The sequence below is a fragment of the Synechococcus sp. W65.1 genome (assembly GCF_047461615.1).
Taxonomy (GTDB): domain Bacteria; phylum Cyanobacteriota; class Cyanobacteriia; order Thermostichales; family Thermostichaceae; genus Thermostichus.
Genome location: NZ_JANSHI010000021.1, coordinates 1 through 15,076 on the forward strand (window position 1 = coordinate 1; position 15,076 = coordinate 15,076).

General features: G+C 60.0%; 14 protein-coding genes. 7 read left to right on the forward strand and 7 right to left on the reverse strand.

Annotated features, from left to right (window positions below; translation table 11 throughout):
* Positions 1–133: 133 nt before the first annotated feature.
* The 3 genes from NW806_RS10300 to NW806_RS10310 form a co-directional block, all read right to left on the reverse strand.
* A complete protein-coding gene (locus NW806_RS10300; RefSeq protein WP_414396358.1) occupies positions 134–484 on the reverse strand; it encodes a hypothetical protein in 351 nt (116 codons plus the stop codon).
* 334 nt (positions 485–818) lie between these two features.
* Positions 819–1,574, reverse strand: a complete 756-nt coding sequence (locus NW806_RS10305) for an ankyrin repeat domain-containing protein (protein WP_414411034.1) — start codon at positions 1,572–1,574, stop codon at positions 819–821.
* A 498-nt stretch (positions 1,575–2,072) separates the two neighbouring features.
* Positions 2,073–3,482 carry a 2-succinylbenzoate--CoA ligase gene (locus NW806_RS10310; protein WP_414411035.1) on the reverse strand — a complete coding sequence of 470 codons (1,410 nt, stop codon included), beginning with the start codon at positions 3,480–3,482 and terminating at the stop codon, positions 2,073–2,075.
* Between the two features lie 123 nt (positions 3,483–3,605).
* On the opposite strand from NW806_RS10310, the gene petG reads away from it, so the two are divergent.
* The 3 genes from petG (at position 3,606) to NW806_RS10325 (ending at position 6,529) form a co-directional block, all read left to right on the forward strand.
* The gene (petG, locus tag NW806_RS10315) at positions 3,606–3,719 is read left to right on the forward strand and encodes a cytochrome b6-f complex subunit V (RefSeq protein ID WP_414361271.1); all 114 of its coding nucleotides are present in this window, start codon (positions 3,606–3,608) and stop codon (positions 3,717–3,719) included.
* 72 nt (positions 3,720–3,791) lie between these two features.
* A complete protein-coding gene (locus NW806_RS10320; protein WP_414411036.1) occupies positions 3,792–5,417 on the forward strand; it encodes a bifunctional pantoate--beta-alanine ligase/(d)CMP kinase in 1,626 nt (541 codons plus the stop codon).
* Between the two features lie 83 nt (positions 5,418–5,500).
* Entirely contained in the window at positions 5,501–6,529 is a 1,029-nt protein-coding gene (locus NW806_RS10325) for a hemolysin family protein (protein ID WP_414411037.1), read from the forward strand.
* On the opposite strand, the gene NW806_RS10330 is transcribed toward NW806_RS10325, so the two are convergent.
* Together NW806_RS10330 and NW806_RS10335 are read right to left on the reverse strand one after the other, a co-directional pair.
* Positions 6,522–6,809, reverse strand: a complete 288-nt coding sequence (locus tag NW806_RS10330) for a hypothetical protein (protein ID WP_414411038.1) — start codon at positions 6,807–6,809, stop codon at positions 6,522–6,524. The two genes, NW806_RS10325 and NW806_RS10330, sit on opposite strands and share 8 nt — an antisense overlap.
* 69 nt (positions 6,810–6,878) lie before the next feature.
* A complete protein-coding gene (locus tag NW806_RS10335) occupies positions 6,879–8,936 on the reverse strand; it encodes an ATP-binding protein (RefSeq protein ID WP_414411039.1) in 2,058 nt (685 codons plus the stop codon).
* Positions 8,937–9,184: 248 nt separating this feature from the next.
* Here NW806_RS10335 and NW806_RS10340 point away from each other — a divergent pair, with 248 nt between their 5' ends.
* Positions 9,185–10,180, forward strand: coding sequence for a deoxyhypusine synthase family protein (locus NW806_RS10340; protein WP_414406114.1), 996 nt, complete (start codon positions 9,185–9,187; stop codon positions 10,178–10,180).
* 46 nt (positions 10,181–10,226) lie between these two features.
* Here NW806_RS10340 and NW806_RS10345 read toward each other — a convergent pair whose 3' ends face one another.
* Positions 10,227–11,015 (reverse strand): MBL fold metallo-hydrolase, encoded by a 789-nt coding sequence (locus NW806_RS10345; RefSeq protein ID WP_414396338.1) that lies wholly within the window; start codon positions 11,013–11,015, stop codon positions 10,227–10,229.
* The gene (locus NW806_RS10350; protein WP_414411060.1) at positions 11,012–11,647 is read right to left on the reverse strand and encodes an anthranilate synthase component II; all 636 of its coding nucleotides are present in this window, start codon (positions 11,645–11,647) and stop codon (positions 11,012–11,014) included. The genes NW806_RS10345 and NW806_RS10350 overlap by 4 nt, the downstream gene beginning before the upstream one ends.
* A 159-nt stretch (positions 11,648–11,806) precedes the next feature.
* On the opposite strand from NW806_RS10350, the gene NW806_RS10355 reads away from it, so the two are divergent.
* The 3 genes from NW806_RS10355 to NW806_RS10365 all read left to right on the forward strand — a co-directional run bounded on the left by NW806_RS10355 (position 11,807) and on the right by NW806_RS10365 (position 14,969).
* Positions 11,807–14,218: a DEAD/DEAH box helicase gene (locus NW806_RS10355; protein WP_414411040.1), complete on the forward strand. Its 2,412-nt coding sequence runs from the start codon at positions 11,807–11,809 to the stop codon at positions 14,216–14,218.
* Positions 14,219–14,438: 220 nt separating this feature from the next.
* A complete protein-coding gene (locus NW806_RS10360; RefSeq protein ID WP_414396333.1) occupies positions 14,439–14,699 on the forward strand; it encodes a hypothetical protein in 261 nt (86 codons plus the stop codon).
* A gap of 12 nt (positions 14,700–14,711) precedes the next feature.
* Positions 14,712–14,969, forward strand: coding sequence for a hypothetical protein (locus tag NW806_RS10365; protein ID WP_414396330.1), 258 nt, complete (start codon positions 14,712–14,714; stop codon positions 14,967–14,969).
* The last annotated feature ends 107 nt before the right edge of the window (positions 14,970–15,076 follow it).

Below are 15,076 nucleotides of genomic sequence, written 5' to 3' on the forward strand. Positions count from 1 at the left end.
TGTACTCGCAAGCCTACTAGCTCAGCCCATCTCCGTCAAGGCAGGAGGTTGGTCATGCCACAAAGTGGCTGATTGTCTAGTGAATCAAGGACTAGAGGAGAGCCCGCGGAGCTACCCAAATTCTGAACTGTTCTCAGCTATGCTGCTGCGTTAGCCGCTGCCAAAGCCGCAGAGGAATGCGCTCATGCGGGCACTGAAGAAGGCGAACCTGGGGCAAATCCTCTGGCAAGTAGTGCAAAGCCACCCGCGCTGTTGCCTCTAAGAGGCTGCACCGCCGCTGGGGATGCTGCTCGGCTTCCCCCAGATACACATCCAGCCAGCCGTCTTGCTCTCGGTAGCTAATCCGCAAAGCACAAGGAGAAGGCAGAAACTCTTTGCGGTAGAGCCGAAAGCCCTGCTCAGGACTCCATCCCAGCCACCACTGAGGCGCCAGTTGTCCCAACGGCCGACACCATACGTCTGCCTGAACTTGCTGCCCTTCCATACCTGCCACTCTAAGCCTCTTCTCCGGCGGAGATCTAGCTGCAAATCTTTGCCAACTACCCTCTAGGCAGGAACTCTACCAGAACCTCCCGTGCTGATGCAAGTCTTTATCAAGGAGACCCCCAGCTAGCTGGGTAAGATATTGCAATTTAATCTCAATAGTGCTATGCTGTCACCCAGTTGGGTGTTCGTCTTCCTCTCTTGTCTTGGGCGAAGCAGGGGATCCCGCACCGGCGGAACCAGCCAAGGGATCCCTTTCCTCCTGGTTGAGGTTCTAGGCTGTTAACAGGGGCAGGGTTTTTTGAGGGGATTGGGGGGTGGGAGAGGTGAGAAGTTCAGAGAGTTGCGCCTCGTTCTTGTAGCCACTGAACAGCTAGCCTGTGCTGGCGTTTTTGCGCATAGGCTAAGGGAGTGTGTCCATCCTGATTGCGAGGGTTTAATTCGGCCCCATGCTCCAGCAAAAGCTCCAGCATCGGGACATGTCCTCCCCAGGCAGCCCAGTGCAGGGGCGTTGCTCCAAAGCGGCTGCGGGCATTGACGTTAGCCCCGTACAGGATCAGAAAGCGCGCAATACCTAGATGTCCTTGGGCCGCTGCCTCGTGTAAAGGGGTTCGCCCTGCTTCGTCGACTGCATCCACAGGGGCTCCTTTAGAAAGTAGGCGGGCCAGAGCACTTTTCCGACCCGTGGCCACAGCCCAGTGAAGAACCCTACAGACATCTGCCCCTTGTTGAATCAGCAGGCTGATGACTTCTGCTCGATCTGCCAAGACAGCCCGATGCAGAGGAGTGTACCCATGGCGGTCTGGCAAGTTGATATCGCTGCCTGCTTTCAGAAGCCGCTCCACCGCTTCCACCTGGCCGCTGGCGGCAGCCAAATGGAGTGGAGTTGCCCCTGTAGGATCCAGAGCGTGGACAGAAGCGCCATGGGCCAAGAGCAAATCTACCAGCTCCAAATTGCCGCTGAGGACAGCTTTGTGGAGGGGGGTCAATCCCTGCCAATCAGGGGCGTTCACATCTTCCCCTTGCTGCAGATAGTCCAGTAGTCGTTGAGAATCGCCGTCAGCAAGGGCGCGGTGCAGGGCTTCACTCATATAGAAGGGTTCTCGCTAAAAGTTGTTCGAATAGGAGAGCTGAGCTAAATCGGTTAGGGGCTAATAACCCAGGCAAAGTCTAACACTGGTAGCTGCAGGAACGCTCAGCGTCTAGCTGCAGTCATGAGAAGATTTGAGATTCAAGCCAGGCGGATCCGGGTTAAATTTAAATGGCGGGTTAAATGGCGGGATCGGCAGGGGCACAGGCCAAGTCCGAGCTTTAAGCCAGCTTCTGCAAATTTTTCTCACTTATCCTGCCACCGCTGGATCTCTACGCGGTTCCCATTCACGCTAGGGTCGCGGGAGAAGGGTCCCGAGGCAGCACTACGACGCCCAATGACAATCCCCTGCTCAGTTTTGGGAAGTTAGGATCTCTCATCCACCCCCTAGCTCTGGCCTATCAACGCTTCGGCAACCCGCCAACGGCAGGAATAACCAGGAGCTGGCCTTTGAAGTCCGGCAAGCTCTGAGCCTTCTGAGTGTCCAGGGGGGATCTGGCTAGCTGCCTAGCGCTGCAACTCCCAACTGCTGGGCTACCCACTGCCGGAGCTGCTGGCGGTTGACCTTGCCTTGGGCGTTGCGTGGGATCCCGCTACACCATAGCCACCGCTTGGGGTGTTTGAAGGGGCTTAGTTGTTGCGTGAGGTGCCGCTTCAGGTGTTTCTCCAGCTCGTCGGCGGTCAGAGGGATCCCAACCTTGGGCACAGCCACCGCCACCAGCTGCTGCCCCCACTCCTGGTCAGGCAGGCCCAGCACACAGACATCTTCCACCCAGCCGCTGGCGCGGATTTCCCCTTCCACCTCAGCCGCCATCACTTTTTCCCCTCCAGTTAGGATTAGGTCGTCGGCGCGGCCCAGCCAGTGGAGGTGACCTTGGGAGTCCAGGTAGCCCCAATCCCCAGGGGCCAAACCCTGCTGTTGCCACTTGCCCAGGCCCTCAGCCTCCCCTGCCAAGGGGTAGTAGCCGAGGGCCAGGGATTCGGCCCAGACGTGGATAGAGCCCACTGTCTGGACGGGTAGAGGATCCCCGGCTTCGCCCCGGATCTCCAGGCGGGCATGGGGTAGGGGTCGACCCAAGCTGTCGCTCCCTTGCAAGAAGGCTTGCGGCAGCAGCGTACATACCTGGGAGGCGGTTTCGGTCATGCCGTAGGTGAGGGCCAGGGGCAGGTACAACTGCCGGGCCTGTTGTCGCAAGCTGGGCCAGGTAGGGCCGCCGCCAACCAAAATGGCCTGGAATTGGCGCAGGCTTTCCAGCACTCTCGGCCGGGCATCCAGTAGCAGCCGTTGCAACTGGGTGGGCACCAGGGACAGGAAGCTACCCGGCAAAGGCGGATCCCAGGCCTCAGCTTGCTGCTGGCGTTTCCAATCCCAGACAATCCACTGCCCGTTGCTCAGCCAGGAGCGAACGGCCTGCATGAGGCCGCTGACGTGGTACAAGGGCAGCATGCAATAGCTATGGACACACTCCACGCCGAAGTGCTGTTGGTGGGCTCTGGCGGAGGCGCTGAGGGTACGCCAGGAGTGCACCGCCCATCTCACCTGGCCGCTGGAGCCACCAGTAGGGATCCCAATCACTGGCCAATCAGCGCTGGGCAAGATCCGCTGCCAGTGCCCCAGAGGGGAGGTGGAGGAGGTGGGATCCCCCTGCAACTGCCCTTGCCGCCAGCGCCAAGCGGATCCCAGGCCAGCCAAAGCCTGGCTCCACTCTCGTTCTCCCCAGCGGGGATTGGCCAAGAAGAGGGGGATCCCCAAGCGCTGGCAGGCCAAAACCAAAGCCCACACCTGCAGCGGATCCGAGTCTGCCACCAGCAGAGGCACAGCCTTTTCTGCCAGAGGACGTAGGTGTCCTTCCAGGTTAGACAGGCGCTCCTTCAAGCTGGGAGAGCAAGAAGAGTTGGAGGCCATCATGGCCGGGGGATCCTCAGCCTACACGCCACGGCAGTCAAAGGCCAGCGGGTACTTACAAGCCAGCTCGGCAGTTTTTGGAGCATGGCTTATCATGATCTAGGTTTGGAGTAGGAGGTGGGGTTTGTGATCGAGCCCATTTTGCTGGGGATCGTCTTGGGGATGGTTCTGGTTACCCTAGCAGGCTTGTTTGTGTCGGCCTACCGGCAGTATCAGCGCAGCAATAAGATGGGTCTGTAAAGGCAGGCAGTCCAGCCAACTGGCCCTGGCCTGCAGCCAGGAAACTGGCCAAGGGGGTGAGGCGGCAAAGCCATGCAGTGGCTGCGCACGGTGGCGGCATTGCGGGAGCAAGTGGCCAAGTGGCGGGGATCCACCATTGGCTTGGTGCCAACGATGGGATCCCTGCACGAGGGGCATCTTAGCTTGATTCGCCGCTGCCGCCAGGAGTGTGACCACACGGTGGTCAGTATTTTCGTCAACCCGCTGCAATTTGGCCCCAATGAGGACTGGGAGCGCTACCCCCGCGATGAGGAGGGAGATCGAGCTCTGTGTGAAGCCGCAGGCGTGGATGTGGTTTTTGCCCCCGACCTGCAAGAAATGGGAGCGGACCCGGCATCTGCTAGAGATCGCACTTGGGTCGATCCCCCGCCCTCCCTCTTGCAAACCCTCTGTGCTCCCCACCGGCCAGGTCACTTCCGCGGGGTAGCCACCATTGTGGTACAACTGCTAAACCTGGTCCAGCCCCAGCGGGCTTACTTTGGCCAAAAGGATGCCCAGCAACTGGCCATCATCCAGCGGCTGGTTCAAGACCTGCAGATCCCCACCGCCATTGTCCCCTGCCCCACCGTTCGAGAGGCCGACGGCCTGGCCTACAGTTCCCGCAACCGCTACCTCTCGGCAGAGGAACGGCAGGTGGCAGCGGGCCTCTACCGCGCTTTGCGCCGGGGCTATGAGCACTGGCAGGCCGGAGATTCCTCTGCTGAAGGGATCCTAGCGGCGGCGCGTGCCGAGCTGGAGCACACCCCTGAGCTGCGCCTGCAATACCTAGAGCTGGTGGATCCGCAAACCCTCCAACCCCTCTCGGAAGTAAAAGACAAGGGGCTCCTAGCTATTGCAGCCTACGTCGGGCAAACGCGCCTCATCGACAACTTACTTTTGGCAAGGGAGAAAAGCGATTTGCCGCCTCAGAAGGAAGAGGGGGCTGTGCTGCCTTCTCCAAAAAGGGGGCGCCGTCCCCTGATTGCCATCGACGGCCCTGCAGGAGCGGGTAAGTCCAGTGTAGCCCGAGCGGTGGCCGCTCAGCTGCAGCTGCTGTACTTGGACACAGGGGCCATGTATCGGGCTATTACCTGGCTAGCCCTGCAACGGGGGATCCCGTTGGACGACGCCGAGCAGCTCACCCAACTGGCTGCCCAAACTCAACTGAGGCTGCAAAGCGGCCCCTCGCCTGACGAACCAACCCGCATCTGGGCCAATGGCCAAGAAATTACCCAGGCCATTCGCTCTCCTGAAGTAACCCGCTGGGTTTCCCAAGTGGCGGCAGTGCCAGGGGTGCGACAGGAGTTGGTGAAGCAGCAGCGCCTCCTAGGTCGAGATGGAGGGGCCGTTCTGGAAGGACGCGATATTGGTACCCATGTCTTTCCCGATGCTGAGCTAAAAGTCTTCTTAACGGCCTCGCTGGGAGAGCGGGCGCAGCGTCGGCAACATCAGCTGCAGGCGCAAGGGCAGGTAGTGTCCTTGGAAGAACTAAAAGCCCAGCTCGAGCAGCGGGATCGCTACGACAGTGAGCGTCAGATTGCGCCCTTGCGGCCTGCTCCCGATGCCATTTTGATCGATACGGATCACCTAAGCCAGGCCGAGGTGGAGAACAAAATTGTGACGTTGTACCGGCAGCTTTTGGAGAAGGCCGGCTTAGAGCAGCCTGATGCAAAAGGCTAAGCCGCGAAGTGAGGTAGCGGGATAAGGGAAGTGCCTCCCCAACGCAAACGCCTTCTCTCCGGCTCTGGGTAGTCGGGAACGCTATGGGTAGTCTGCTTCTCCTTGCCGTTTTACTCCTTGTCTCAGCGTTTTGCTCCGGTGCGGAGACAGCCATTACCGCCATGGACAACCTGCGCCTGGAGTCCCTAATCGAGGACAAGGGGGATCCGCAGGGGTTCTACCGGCTGGTTCAACAGCAGCGGTCACAGCTCATCACGAGCTTGCTGCTGGTGAACAACTTTGTCAACATTGGCATTGCTGCCCTGGCTACAACCATCTCCATCGAGCTGCTGGGATCCCCGCTGGGGGGCTTGGTTGCCACCCTGCCCACCACGATCCTGGTGCTCTTGATAGGCGAAGTGGCTCCCAAGTCCTTGGCGGTCAGCCATCCGCTGGCAGTTTTCCGCTGGGTGGTGCGGCCTGTCTATGCCCTAGCGGTGCTGCTGCGCCCTTTGACCCATGCCTTTGAGTGGCTTGTTGGCAGACTTTTTCATCTCCTGGAGCTTTCTCCCTTGACGTCCACTACTTCTCTCAAGGATTTGGAACTGTTGATTGATGTGTTGGGGCAGCGGGGGCTGCTGGACTGGCAGAAGCGGCGCCTGTTCCGCGGTGCCCTAGCTTTAGATGGGCTGCGGGCCCGGGATGTGGCCAAGCCTAGAGTAAAAATGGAAACCATCTCCCACGATAAAACGCTGCAGGATGTGGTGAAACTCTGCCTGGAGACAGGCTACTCCCGCATCCCCGTCCAAGGGGAATCCAAAGACGAGATTGTGGGCGTCATCCACCTCAAGCAGGCCCTGCGCCACCTGGAGCAAGAAGGCAATGTCGAGGTAACCAAGGCGATGTCGCCGCCCTTTTTTGTCCCCGAGACCAAGCGCGTCAGCCTACTGCTTAAAGAGATGCTGCGCTCCCGCCAACACCTGGGGATTGTGGTGGATGAATTTGGCGGCACCAGTGGCCTCATCACGCTGGAGGACATCTTGGAGGAGCTGGTGGGGGAGATCTACGACGAGAGCGACCTCTCTCCCCTGCTTTTGCGGCGGCAACAACGGCAGCGCTCCGCCTCTAGCTAACTTTTGCAGAGTCTTCGTTGGCGGGATCCCGAAAGCTTGGGTCGTCGGGGTAGCGGGCCACAAAAAAGAGCCAAAAGCTGTGGATCCCCAAGCCTAGGCCCCACCAGCCTAGTAGAGGTAGCAGCCACGGCCAATCGGCCCGATACAGCTGTTGGAAAAACACTAGCCCCGAGGCGCTGCAGAGAAAACCAGCCAGATGAGTTGCGTAGGTGTAGCGGTCATCCAGCTTGCGAAACTCGGGATCCCGACGGGAGGGTTTGCGGGGCCAGCGCGGCGGCATGGCAAAACCGTCTAGTTAAAACTTTCTCCAGTGTAGAACATCCCAACCCCAGCCTTTTGCTCCTCAAGGTCACTGCCGCCAGCGGCAACTGGGGGGATCCGTCTCGGCTGGCTGGTCCTCAAACTCCAAGGGGCCCTCCTCAGTGTACAGGTGCAGGTCAAACCAAAAGGTGGAGCCCTGTTCCAGCTTGCTTTCTAGGCAGATGCGGGTTCGGTGCTTCTCCAGGATGTTGCGCACGATGGCTAGGCCCAGGCCAGTGCCCTCCAGGGTATGTACCCGGTTCTCCACTCGGAAAAAGCGCTCGAAAATCCGCTCCTGATCCTCCGGGGCGATGCCAATGCCAGTGTCGGCCACCGCCACCCGCACTGCCTGTGGGGCTCCATCCGGCCGAACCACCAGGTGGGCATGCACCGTCACTGTGCCTCCGGAGGGGGTGAACTTGATGGCATTGCTCAAGAGGTTGGTCATGACCTGCAAGAGGAGATCGTAGTTGCCCCACACCGGCGGCAGATCCGGATCGAGAAACTGGCGCAGCAGGATCCCCTTGTCGCGGGCTTGCAGGTGATGGGTGCGCAGGGTTTGCTCGATAACGGCGGAGATGTCAACAGCCTCAAAGTGATACTGCTTGCCCGACTCTAGGCGCGACAAATCCAATACGTCATTGACCAAACGAGTGAGGCGATCTGTTTCGCGGTTGGCAATTTCCAGGTAGTCCAGCCGCTCCTGCGGCGACATTTGCTCGCCATACTCGTAGAGGGTCTCGATGAACGACTTGATGCTAAATAGAGGAGTGCGCAGTTCGTGGCTGATGTTGCTGATGAACTGGGCTTTGGCCTCGTTGAGCTCTGCCTCGCGGGTAATATCCTGCACGGTGATGACAATCCCCTTGAGGTTTTGCCGCCGCGGGTCGGACACTGGCGAAAGCAGGATGCGGATAACCCGCTTGGTAGGGCTGGTGAGGTTGACGCGAATTTCCTCTGCCTCTTGATCCCCGCGGGCAATTTGCGTGAGCGGGCGGGCCAGTTGCTGCCGCAGATCCTCGGGCAAGAGCTCCAGCAAGGGTTTGCCCAGGACAGGCTCGCCTTCCCAGCCAAACATGCGCGAGGCAGCTGGGTTGAGCAGCAGGACCCGAAACTCGGCATCCAGCAAGATGGCCGCATCGACGATGGAAAACACCAGCGTCTCCAGCTTAGCCTTGGCAGCAGCCAGTTCCTCAATGTTCTGCTCCTCGTAGCTCTGCAGCCGCTCTGCCATCTTGTTAAAGCTGTCGATGAGTTGGGCCAGCTCCCCCCCAAAGGGCAGGTCGATGCGCTGTTTGAAGTTACCCTTGGTGATTTCCTGGACGCCTTTGACCAGCTCCTTGATGGGGTAGGTGATGGTGAGAGCGTTGACCACGGCTCCCAGGATGGCCAGAACCCACACCGCCAAAAACACCCCAATCGAGACCTCACGCGCCAGTTGCGTAGAGCGCACCAGGGCAGGGTTGGGGTTGATGCCCAGGGCCAGGGTGCCCAAAAAGCGGCCCTGATGGTAGATGCCAACAAAAATGTCCGTCACCCGCCCGGCAGGGGTGAGGTGGGCGCGCACCAGGGGCTGGCCCTCAGCAGGCGGACGGTTGCCCGGCAGTTGCATGCGACGGGTAAGGCTGAGAGAGGTTTTCACCTCCTGGTTGGAAAACGGGATCCCGTAGTAGATGTTCCCCTCGGGGTCGGCGTAGAGCAAATAGCGGATGCTGCTGGTGCTCTCAAAGTATTGCCGCGACAGTTGGGCCACTTCACCAAGGCGCTCTTCAGCAATGAGGGGAGCAACATTGGCTGCCAATAGCAACCCTAGATCCCGGCCAAAGCGGGCCTCGTTAAAGCGGGCATCTTGCTGCACGGTGCTGACGGCCCAGAAGGTGAAGCTGCTCACCACCAGCGAGACCACCAGCGTGGCCACAAAGAGCAACTGGGTCTCCAAGCGCAGCTTGTATTTCCAGCGCGCCCACCAGCGCCGCAGGGATCCCAGGGGAGATTGCACTTGGGTTGGTTCTGAGGTGGCCGGGGCAGGAGGCACTGGCTCTGGAGAAGCGGCCTCAGCAGTTGCGGCAACTGGCTCAGCCGGCTCGGCAGTGCTGACAGGAGGCATGGATCCAATAGCAACCCTGGAGAACACTGTCGCCACCATTCTGACATGGGTTCCGACCAGGGCTGAGAGAAGGCTAAATCTTCCGCAAAGAATCCCGAGCCCAAGTGCAAAGAACTATGCCTCTTCCGTCGGCTCGCGGAGAAGTGACGCCTGGGGAAGTTGCTCGCAGTGGTGTTGCCGACGCACCGTTTCACCGGCAGCAAGAGTTGGTAAAATTAGAGCTTGCGCTTTGCAAAAGCAAATCCAGATTGCCGGAAACTCAAACCGTGACCCGCGGCCCTGTCAGCCAATTTATCGAGCATCACTTTCGCCACTTCAACGCCGCCGCCCTGGTAGAAGCGGCCAAGGGCTACTCTGCCCACTTGGAAAAAGGCGGCAAGATGATGGTGACCTTGGCGGGTGCCATGAGCACGGCAGAGCTGGGCCTTTCCCTGGCGGAGATGATTCGGCAGGGCAAGGTGCACGCCATCTCCTGCACTGGCGCCAACCTTGAGGAAGACATCTTTAACCTCATTGCCCACGACTTCTACGAGCGGGTGCCCAACTACCGGGATCTCAGCCCACAGCAGGAGCAGGAGCTGCTGGAGCGGCACATGAACCGGGTAACGGATACCTGCATCCCGGAAGAGGAGGCGATGCGGCGCCTGGAAAAAGCTCTGCTGGAAGAGTGGATAGCTGCCGACCAGGCGGGGGAGCGCTACTTCCCGCACGAGTTCATCTACCGCATCCTGCGCAGCGGCAGGCTGGAGCCCTACTACCAAATTAATCCCCGGGATTCCTGGGTTTACGCGGCCATGGAGGCTGACTTGCCCCTCTACGTGCCGGGCTGGGAGGACTCCACCACCGGCAACATGTACGCTGCCCACTGCATCACCGGTGAGATCCGCAATGTCCACACCGTCCGCACGGGCATTGAGTACATGATCCACCTGGCCGATTGGTACACACGCACCTCAGCGGAGTGCTCCGTCGGCTTCTTCCAGATTGGCGGTGGCATTGCCGGAGATTTTCCCATCTGTGTAGTGCCCATGCTGCACCAAGACCTAGGCCGCAAGGGGATCCCCCTGTGGGGCTATTTCTGCCAGATCAGCGACTCTACCACCAGCTACGGCTCCTACTCGGGGGCGGCGCCCAACGAGAAGATCACCTGGGGCAAGTTGGGGGTCGACACACCCAAGTTCGTCATCGAGTCGGATGCCACCATCGTGGCGCCTTTAATCTTTGCCTGGGTGTTGGGGTGGTAAAACTCCCAGGCCAACGCTCACAGCCCATCGCCTGCGCTGCGTGGCCTTACTGCTCAAAGTACAGGATGGCCATCCCTTGCCTGGGCAGGGCTTGAGCCGAAAGTAGCAATGGGTTGCTGAGGGCAGGTTGCGCGGCAGCGGGGGGAAATAGGCGCAAAAACGCCTCCAGAGGCAACAGCTCGCATTGGGACTCCTCGGCGGCGGCGGTGCGATACATGGTGGGGATGACCAACTTGGGCTGCAGCGCTTCGATGGCTGCCTTGGCTGCCTTGGGATCGTAATTCTTCGGCCCACCTCCCACCGGCACCAACAACAGGTCAGGGCGAGAGAGCAAGATGGACTGCTCCCGGCCAATGGGCTGCAGTGCCCCTCCCAGGTGGACAATGTCGATCCCGCCCATGCGCCAGCGCCAGCCTACGTTGAGGCCAAAGCGGGGGCCCCGTGGCATGCGCACCCCCTGCACGCGGATCCCGTCGATGAGGTAGTCGCCCGGCTGAAACAGCACTTTGGGGTTTCCGGGCACCACGTCCAAAGCCCCCTCGTCCAAAAGGCGGCTGCTGAGGAGCACCAGATCGGCAGCGACGCGGGGGGGAGGGTAGCCGGCTGTACAACCGGCTGGCCGAAAGGGGTTAACCAGAAAGCGCTTGCCCTCCCCCTCAAACAAAACGCAACTGTGGTGCAGCCAGGTCAGCTGCAGGCCCTGGGCGCTGGAGCCGGGGGTAAACTCCAGGGATCCCCCTGGAGAAGGATCAGTTTGCGCCCTTGCCCATTGACCCCCTGCGGCAAGGGATCCCAGCAAGCTGGCGCTGGCTTGCAAAAGTTGGCGACGCTTCATCGGGTGGGGATCCTTGACACAACCCCGGCAGCCGCCGGCTGGAGCAATCCCGAGGTAGGGATCTGGGCCAAGCGCAGGAAGTTGCTCAGCAGGCGTTTGCCCTCCGCGGTCAAAATGCTCTCCGGGTGGAACTGCACGCCCTGCACATGAAGATAGCGGCGGTGGCGGATCCCCATAATGATGCCGTCCTGAGTTTGGGCCGTCACCTCTAGTTCGTCAGGACAGGTGGAAGCCTCAATCACCAAGCTGTGGTAGCGGGTTGCAACAAAAGGCTGGCTCAGCCCCTCAAACACTCCCGCCCCTCGATGATAGATGAGGGAAGTCTTGCCGTGCATCAGCTCAGGTGCGCGCACGATCCGACCGCCGTAGACCTGTCCAATGCACTGGTGACCCAGACAGACGCCCAAAATCGGCAGCTCCGGCCCCAGCTCGCGGATCAACTCCAGCGAGATGCCGGCATCTTCGGGCCGTCCTGGCCCTGGAGAAATGACAACCGCCTGGGGACGCATCTGGCGCAGCTGGGCCACTGAAATCTCGTCATTGCGAAAAACTCGTACCCCTGCGCCTAGCTCCCCCAGGTATTGCACCAGGTTGTAGGTGAAGCTGTCGTAGTTGTCGATAACAACCAGCACGATGGCACCCGGCAACGGCACCCCATTTTAGCATTGCCCAGGCTTCAGGGCCCGCAACCCGAAGCCAACACCCAAATTCAGCTTGTATCCTGGAGGGTATAGCACACAAGCAGCAGCAAGGTGGCTAGCTTTTAGGTTGTTTTTGATTTTTCAGATCCCATGAACTTGCTTCTCTCTCCGGCGACCGACTTGCTGGACGAGTTGCGCAGGCTTTTCCCTTTTGAGCTGGATGAGTTTCAGATCCAAGCGATTCAAGCTCTGGCCGCTGGGGAATCGGTGGTGGTCTGTGCGCCTACAGGATCCGGCAAGACCCTGATTGGAGAGTATGCCATCCACCGGGCCTTGTCCCAAGGCAAGCGGGTTTTCTACACAACCCCTCTGAAGGCTCTTTCCAACCAAAAGTTTCGCGATTTCAGCCAGCAATTCGGCCCGGAGCGGGTTGGCCTCCTCACCGGCGACATCTCCATCAACCGGGAAGCGCCGATCTTGGTGATGACCACCGAGATCTTCCGCAATATGCTCTACGGCACGCCGCTCTCTCTGGCTGTCCAGCGCGGGCCCTACGGCAGCGAGAGGGATGCGTGGGAAGAGGCGGAGGCTCTAAGCCGGGATCCCTTGCGGGACGTGCAGGCGGTGATCCTGGACGAATGCCACTACATGAACGACCAACAGCGGGGCACTGTCTGGGAAGAGGCAATTATCTACTGCCCTGCCCACATCCAGCTTGTTGCCCTCTCGGCCACCCTGGCCAACAGCGACCAGCTTACCGACTGGATGAACCAGGTGCATGGCCCCACGCGACTTGTCGATTCCAGCCATCGCCCAGTGCCGCTGCAATTTCACTTTGCCAATCGCAAAGGGCTGTTCCCCCTGCTGGAGCAAACCGAGTCAGGCCAGTGGGTTTGCCATCGCCGCCTGAGAAGCAAGCCCTCCAAGTCAGGCCAGGCTCCCTACGGAGAAGTACCGGATATGGCCCAGGTGGTGGAAAACCTGCGCCGACGGGATATGCTGCCGGCCATCTATTTCATCTTCAGCCGCAAGGGCTGTGACCTGGCGGTGGCCAGTTTGGGAAACTTGGACTTAATTAGCTCTGAAGAAGAGCGGCGGCAGTTGGCCGAGCAGATCGACCGTTTCTGCCAGGAAATGCCAGAGGCAGTGCGCCGGGATCAACTGGATGCCCTCTACCGGGGCATTGCCGCCCACCATGCCGGCCTGTTGCCCGCCTGGAAGGGCCTGGTCGAGCACCTGTTTCAGCAGGGGCTGGTGAAGCTAGTTTTTGCCACCGAGACGCTGGCTGCCGGGATCAACATGCCCGCCCGCACGACGGTGATTTCCTCCCTCTCCAAGCGCACCGACAACGGCCATCGCCTTCTAACTGCCTCTGAGTTTATGCAAATGTCAGGGCGGGCTGGACGGCGGGGCAAAGATGTGATTGGGCATGTGGTGACCTTGCAATCTCCCTTTGAGGGGGCGCAGGAGGCAGCGCGGCTGGCCACGGCAGGAGCGGATCCCCTGGTGAGCCAGTTTACCCCCACCTATGGCATGGTGCTGAACTTGCTGCAGAAGCACTCTCTGGAGGCGGCCCGGGATCTCATCAACCGCAGCTTTGGCCAGTATTTGCTCTCGCTGCAAAGGTTGCCCGAACAACAGGAGCTCCAGCGCACTCGCGCCGAGCTGGAGGAAATTGACCGCCTCCTGGAGGGGATTTCCGACGAAGATATCGCCCGCTACGAGAAAATGCAGGCGCAACGGCGGGAAGAGCGGCGCCTTTTGCGCTATCTGCTCAAACAGCAGGAAGCAGAACCGGATCCCACCCTGCGCCTATTGGCCTTTCCCCACATCCAAGCCCAAGAGGAGAAAATCCGCGCCCTAGAAGCCCGCATCCGCACCAACCCTGCCCACAGGGTCGGGAAAAAGCTGCTGGGTTTACAGGAAAAGCGCCAGCGCCTGCTCAAGCGCCTCCAGCACTTGGAGCGCCAGAGTGAGTCTGTGCAGGAGTTGCGCTGGCAGCAATTTATGGCCCTGGTGGGCGTGCTGCAGGAGTTCGACTGTCTGCAAGGGTATCAGCCAACAGTTAGTGGGGAGGTGGTGGCTGCTCTGCGAGGGGATAACGAGCTCTGGCTGGGTCTAGCTCTGCTCTCTGGCGAATGTCTAGGCTGTGCCCCCCATCACTTGGCTGGGGTCATTGCTGCTCTGGTGGCCGAGCCTCCCCGTTCAGGTACCTACAGCCGGCTGCGGACTTCTGGGCTAGTTGAGGATGTGCTGCATGGCTTGCGAGGCCTGCGGCGGCAACTGTTCCGCAGCCAACGTCAACACCAGGTGTTTCATGTGCCAATTGGGTTTGAGCCCGATCTGGCCGGGATCGTGGAACACTGGGCCCAAGGGATCCCCTGGGAAAAGCTGGAGGCCAGCACCAACCTGGATGCTGGGGATATTGTGCGCCTGATTCGCCGCACCTTGGATTTGCTCTCTCAGATCCCCCACATTCCTCATTTGCCAGCGGAGCTGCGGGAAAATGCCCGCGAAGCTCAAGAAATGCTGGATCGCTTCCCGGTGAGCGAGCTGATCTAGCAGCACTTTGGCGAGGGTGGGATCATAAGCCCTTGCGCGGCAGTGACTTTCACTACCACCCTGTCCGGGTTAAGGCCTAAGCGAATGGCCTCTTCCCAGTGGCAGGCTAGAATCCAGCTGGCCTCTCCCCTCCGATGAGCACCTGTACCAAACAGGCTGAGCGCGAGGGCCGCCTAGCCTCTACCCAGTCAAGTCCGTCCACTTGCGCGTAGTAGCCAATATGCACTTCGACTCAGTTGAAGACTTTGAGCGCTGGATAGAGGATCTGGTAGCTGGCAAGATTGAGCCGCCCAACTACCACGACATTCGCCACGCCAGCCGCGAAGACGCAGAAGAGTGTTTGCGGCTGCAGCAGGAGGAAGCCCGCAAGCTGGGGCTAGATCCGGAAGAGGTAGTGCTGCTGCAGGATCCCTTCAGCGGGGAGTGGCTAGTCCTTGTCCCCTGGAAGCAAATAGAAGCCGGCCTGGCTCAGTTTTGGTAGGTGGACTCAGCTATGAGTGAGAGCAACAACCAACAGCCAACTCTGGCCGACGTTTTGGCAGCGGTGGAGCGGCTTGATAAGGAGCTGCAAGAGATCCGCTCAGACCTCGCTGCCACCCGGCAAGAACTGAGGGATGAGGTGCGACGGTGGGATGAGCGCTTCTTCGAGTTCGCCAAAGACACCGCCAACCGCGCCAACACGCTCATCGCCAGCGCTGCTGTTACGGTCATTGCTGGTACTTTGCTGTTGATTCTGAGGGAGGGGAGGTAGCTGTGGACACTCAAAGCCTCAGGATCCCGACTGGGTTCGCTTCCCAGTCCCCGACATGGAAACAGCTTTGACCCGCCTATTAGGCAAATAAACGGAAAGGGGATACG

Bases quoted from the DNA above. Each gene is read 5' to 3' on its own strand.
- NW806_RS10320 (WP_414411036.1), top strand. From the start codon at position 3,792: ATGCAGTGGCTGCGCACGGTGGCGGCATTGCGGGAGCAAGTGGCCAAG.
- NW806_RS10305 (WP_414411034.1), bottom strand. From the start codon at position 1,574: ATGAGTGAAGCCCTGCACCGCGCCCTTGCTGACGGCGATTCTCAACGA.
- NW806_RS10365 (WP_414396330.1), top strand. From the start codon at position 14,712: ATGAGTGAGAGCAACAACCAACAGCCAACTCTGGCCGACGTTTTGGCA.
- NW806_RS10310 (WP_414411035.1), bottom strand. From the start codon at position 3,482: ATGATGGCCTCCAACTCTTCTTGCTCTCCCAGCTTGAAGGAGCGCCTG.
- NW806_RS10300 (WP_414396358.1), bottom strand. From the start codon at position 484: ATGGAAGGGCAGCAAGTTCAGGCAGACGTATGGTGTCGGCCGTTGGGA.
- NW806_RS10335 (WP_414411039.1), bottom strand. From the start codon at position 8,936: ATGCCTCCTGTCAGCACTGCCGAGCCGGCTGAGCCAGTTGCCGCAACT.
- NW806_RS10345 (WP_414396338.1), bottom strand. From the start codon at position 11,015: ATGAAGCGTCGCCAACTTTTGCAAGCCAGCGCCAGCTTGCTGGGATCC.
- NW806_RS10355 (WP_414411040.1), top strand. From the start codon at position 11,807: ATGAACTTGCTTCTCTCTCCGGCGACCGACTTGCTGGACGAGTTGCGC.
- NW806_RS10330 (WP_414411038.1), bottom strand. From the start codon at position 6,809: ATGCCGCCGCGCTGGCCCCGCAAACCCTCCCGTCGGGATCCCGAGTTT.
- NW806_RS10360 (WP_414396333.1), top strand. From the start codon at position 14,439: ATGCACTTCGACTCAGTTGAAGACTTTGAGCGCTGGATAGAGGATCTG.
- NW806_RS10325 (WP_414411037.1), top strand. From the start codon at position 5,501: ATGGGTAGTCTGCTTCTCCTTGCCGTTTTACTCCTTGTCTCAGCGTTT.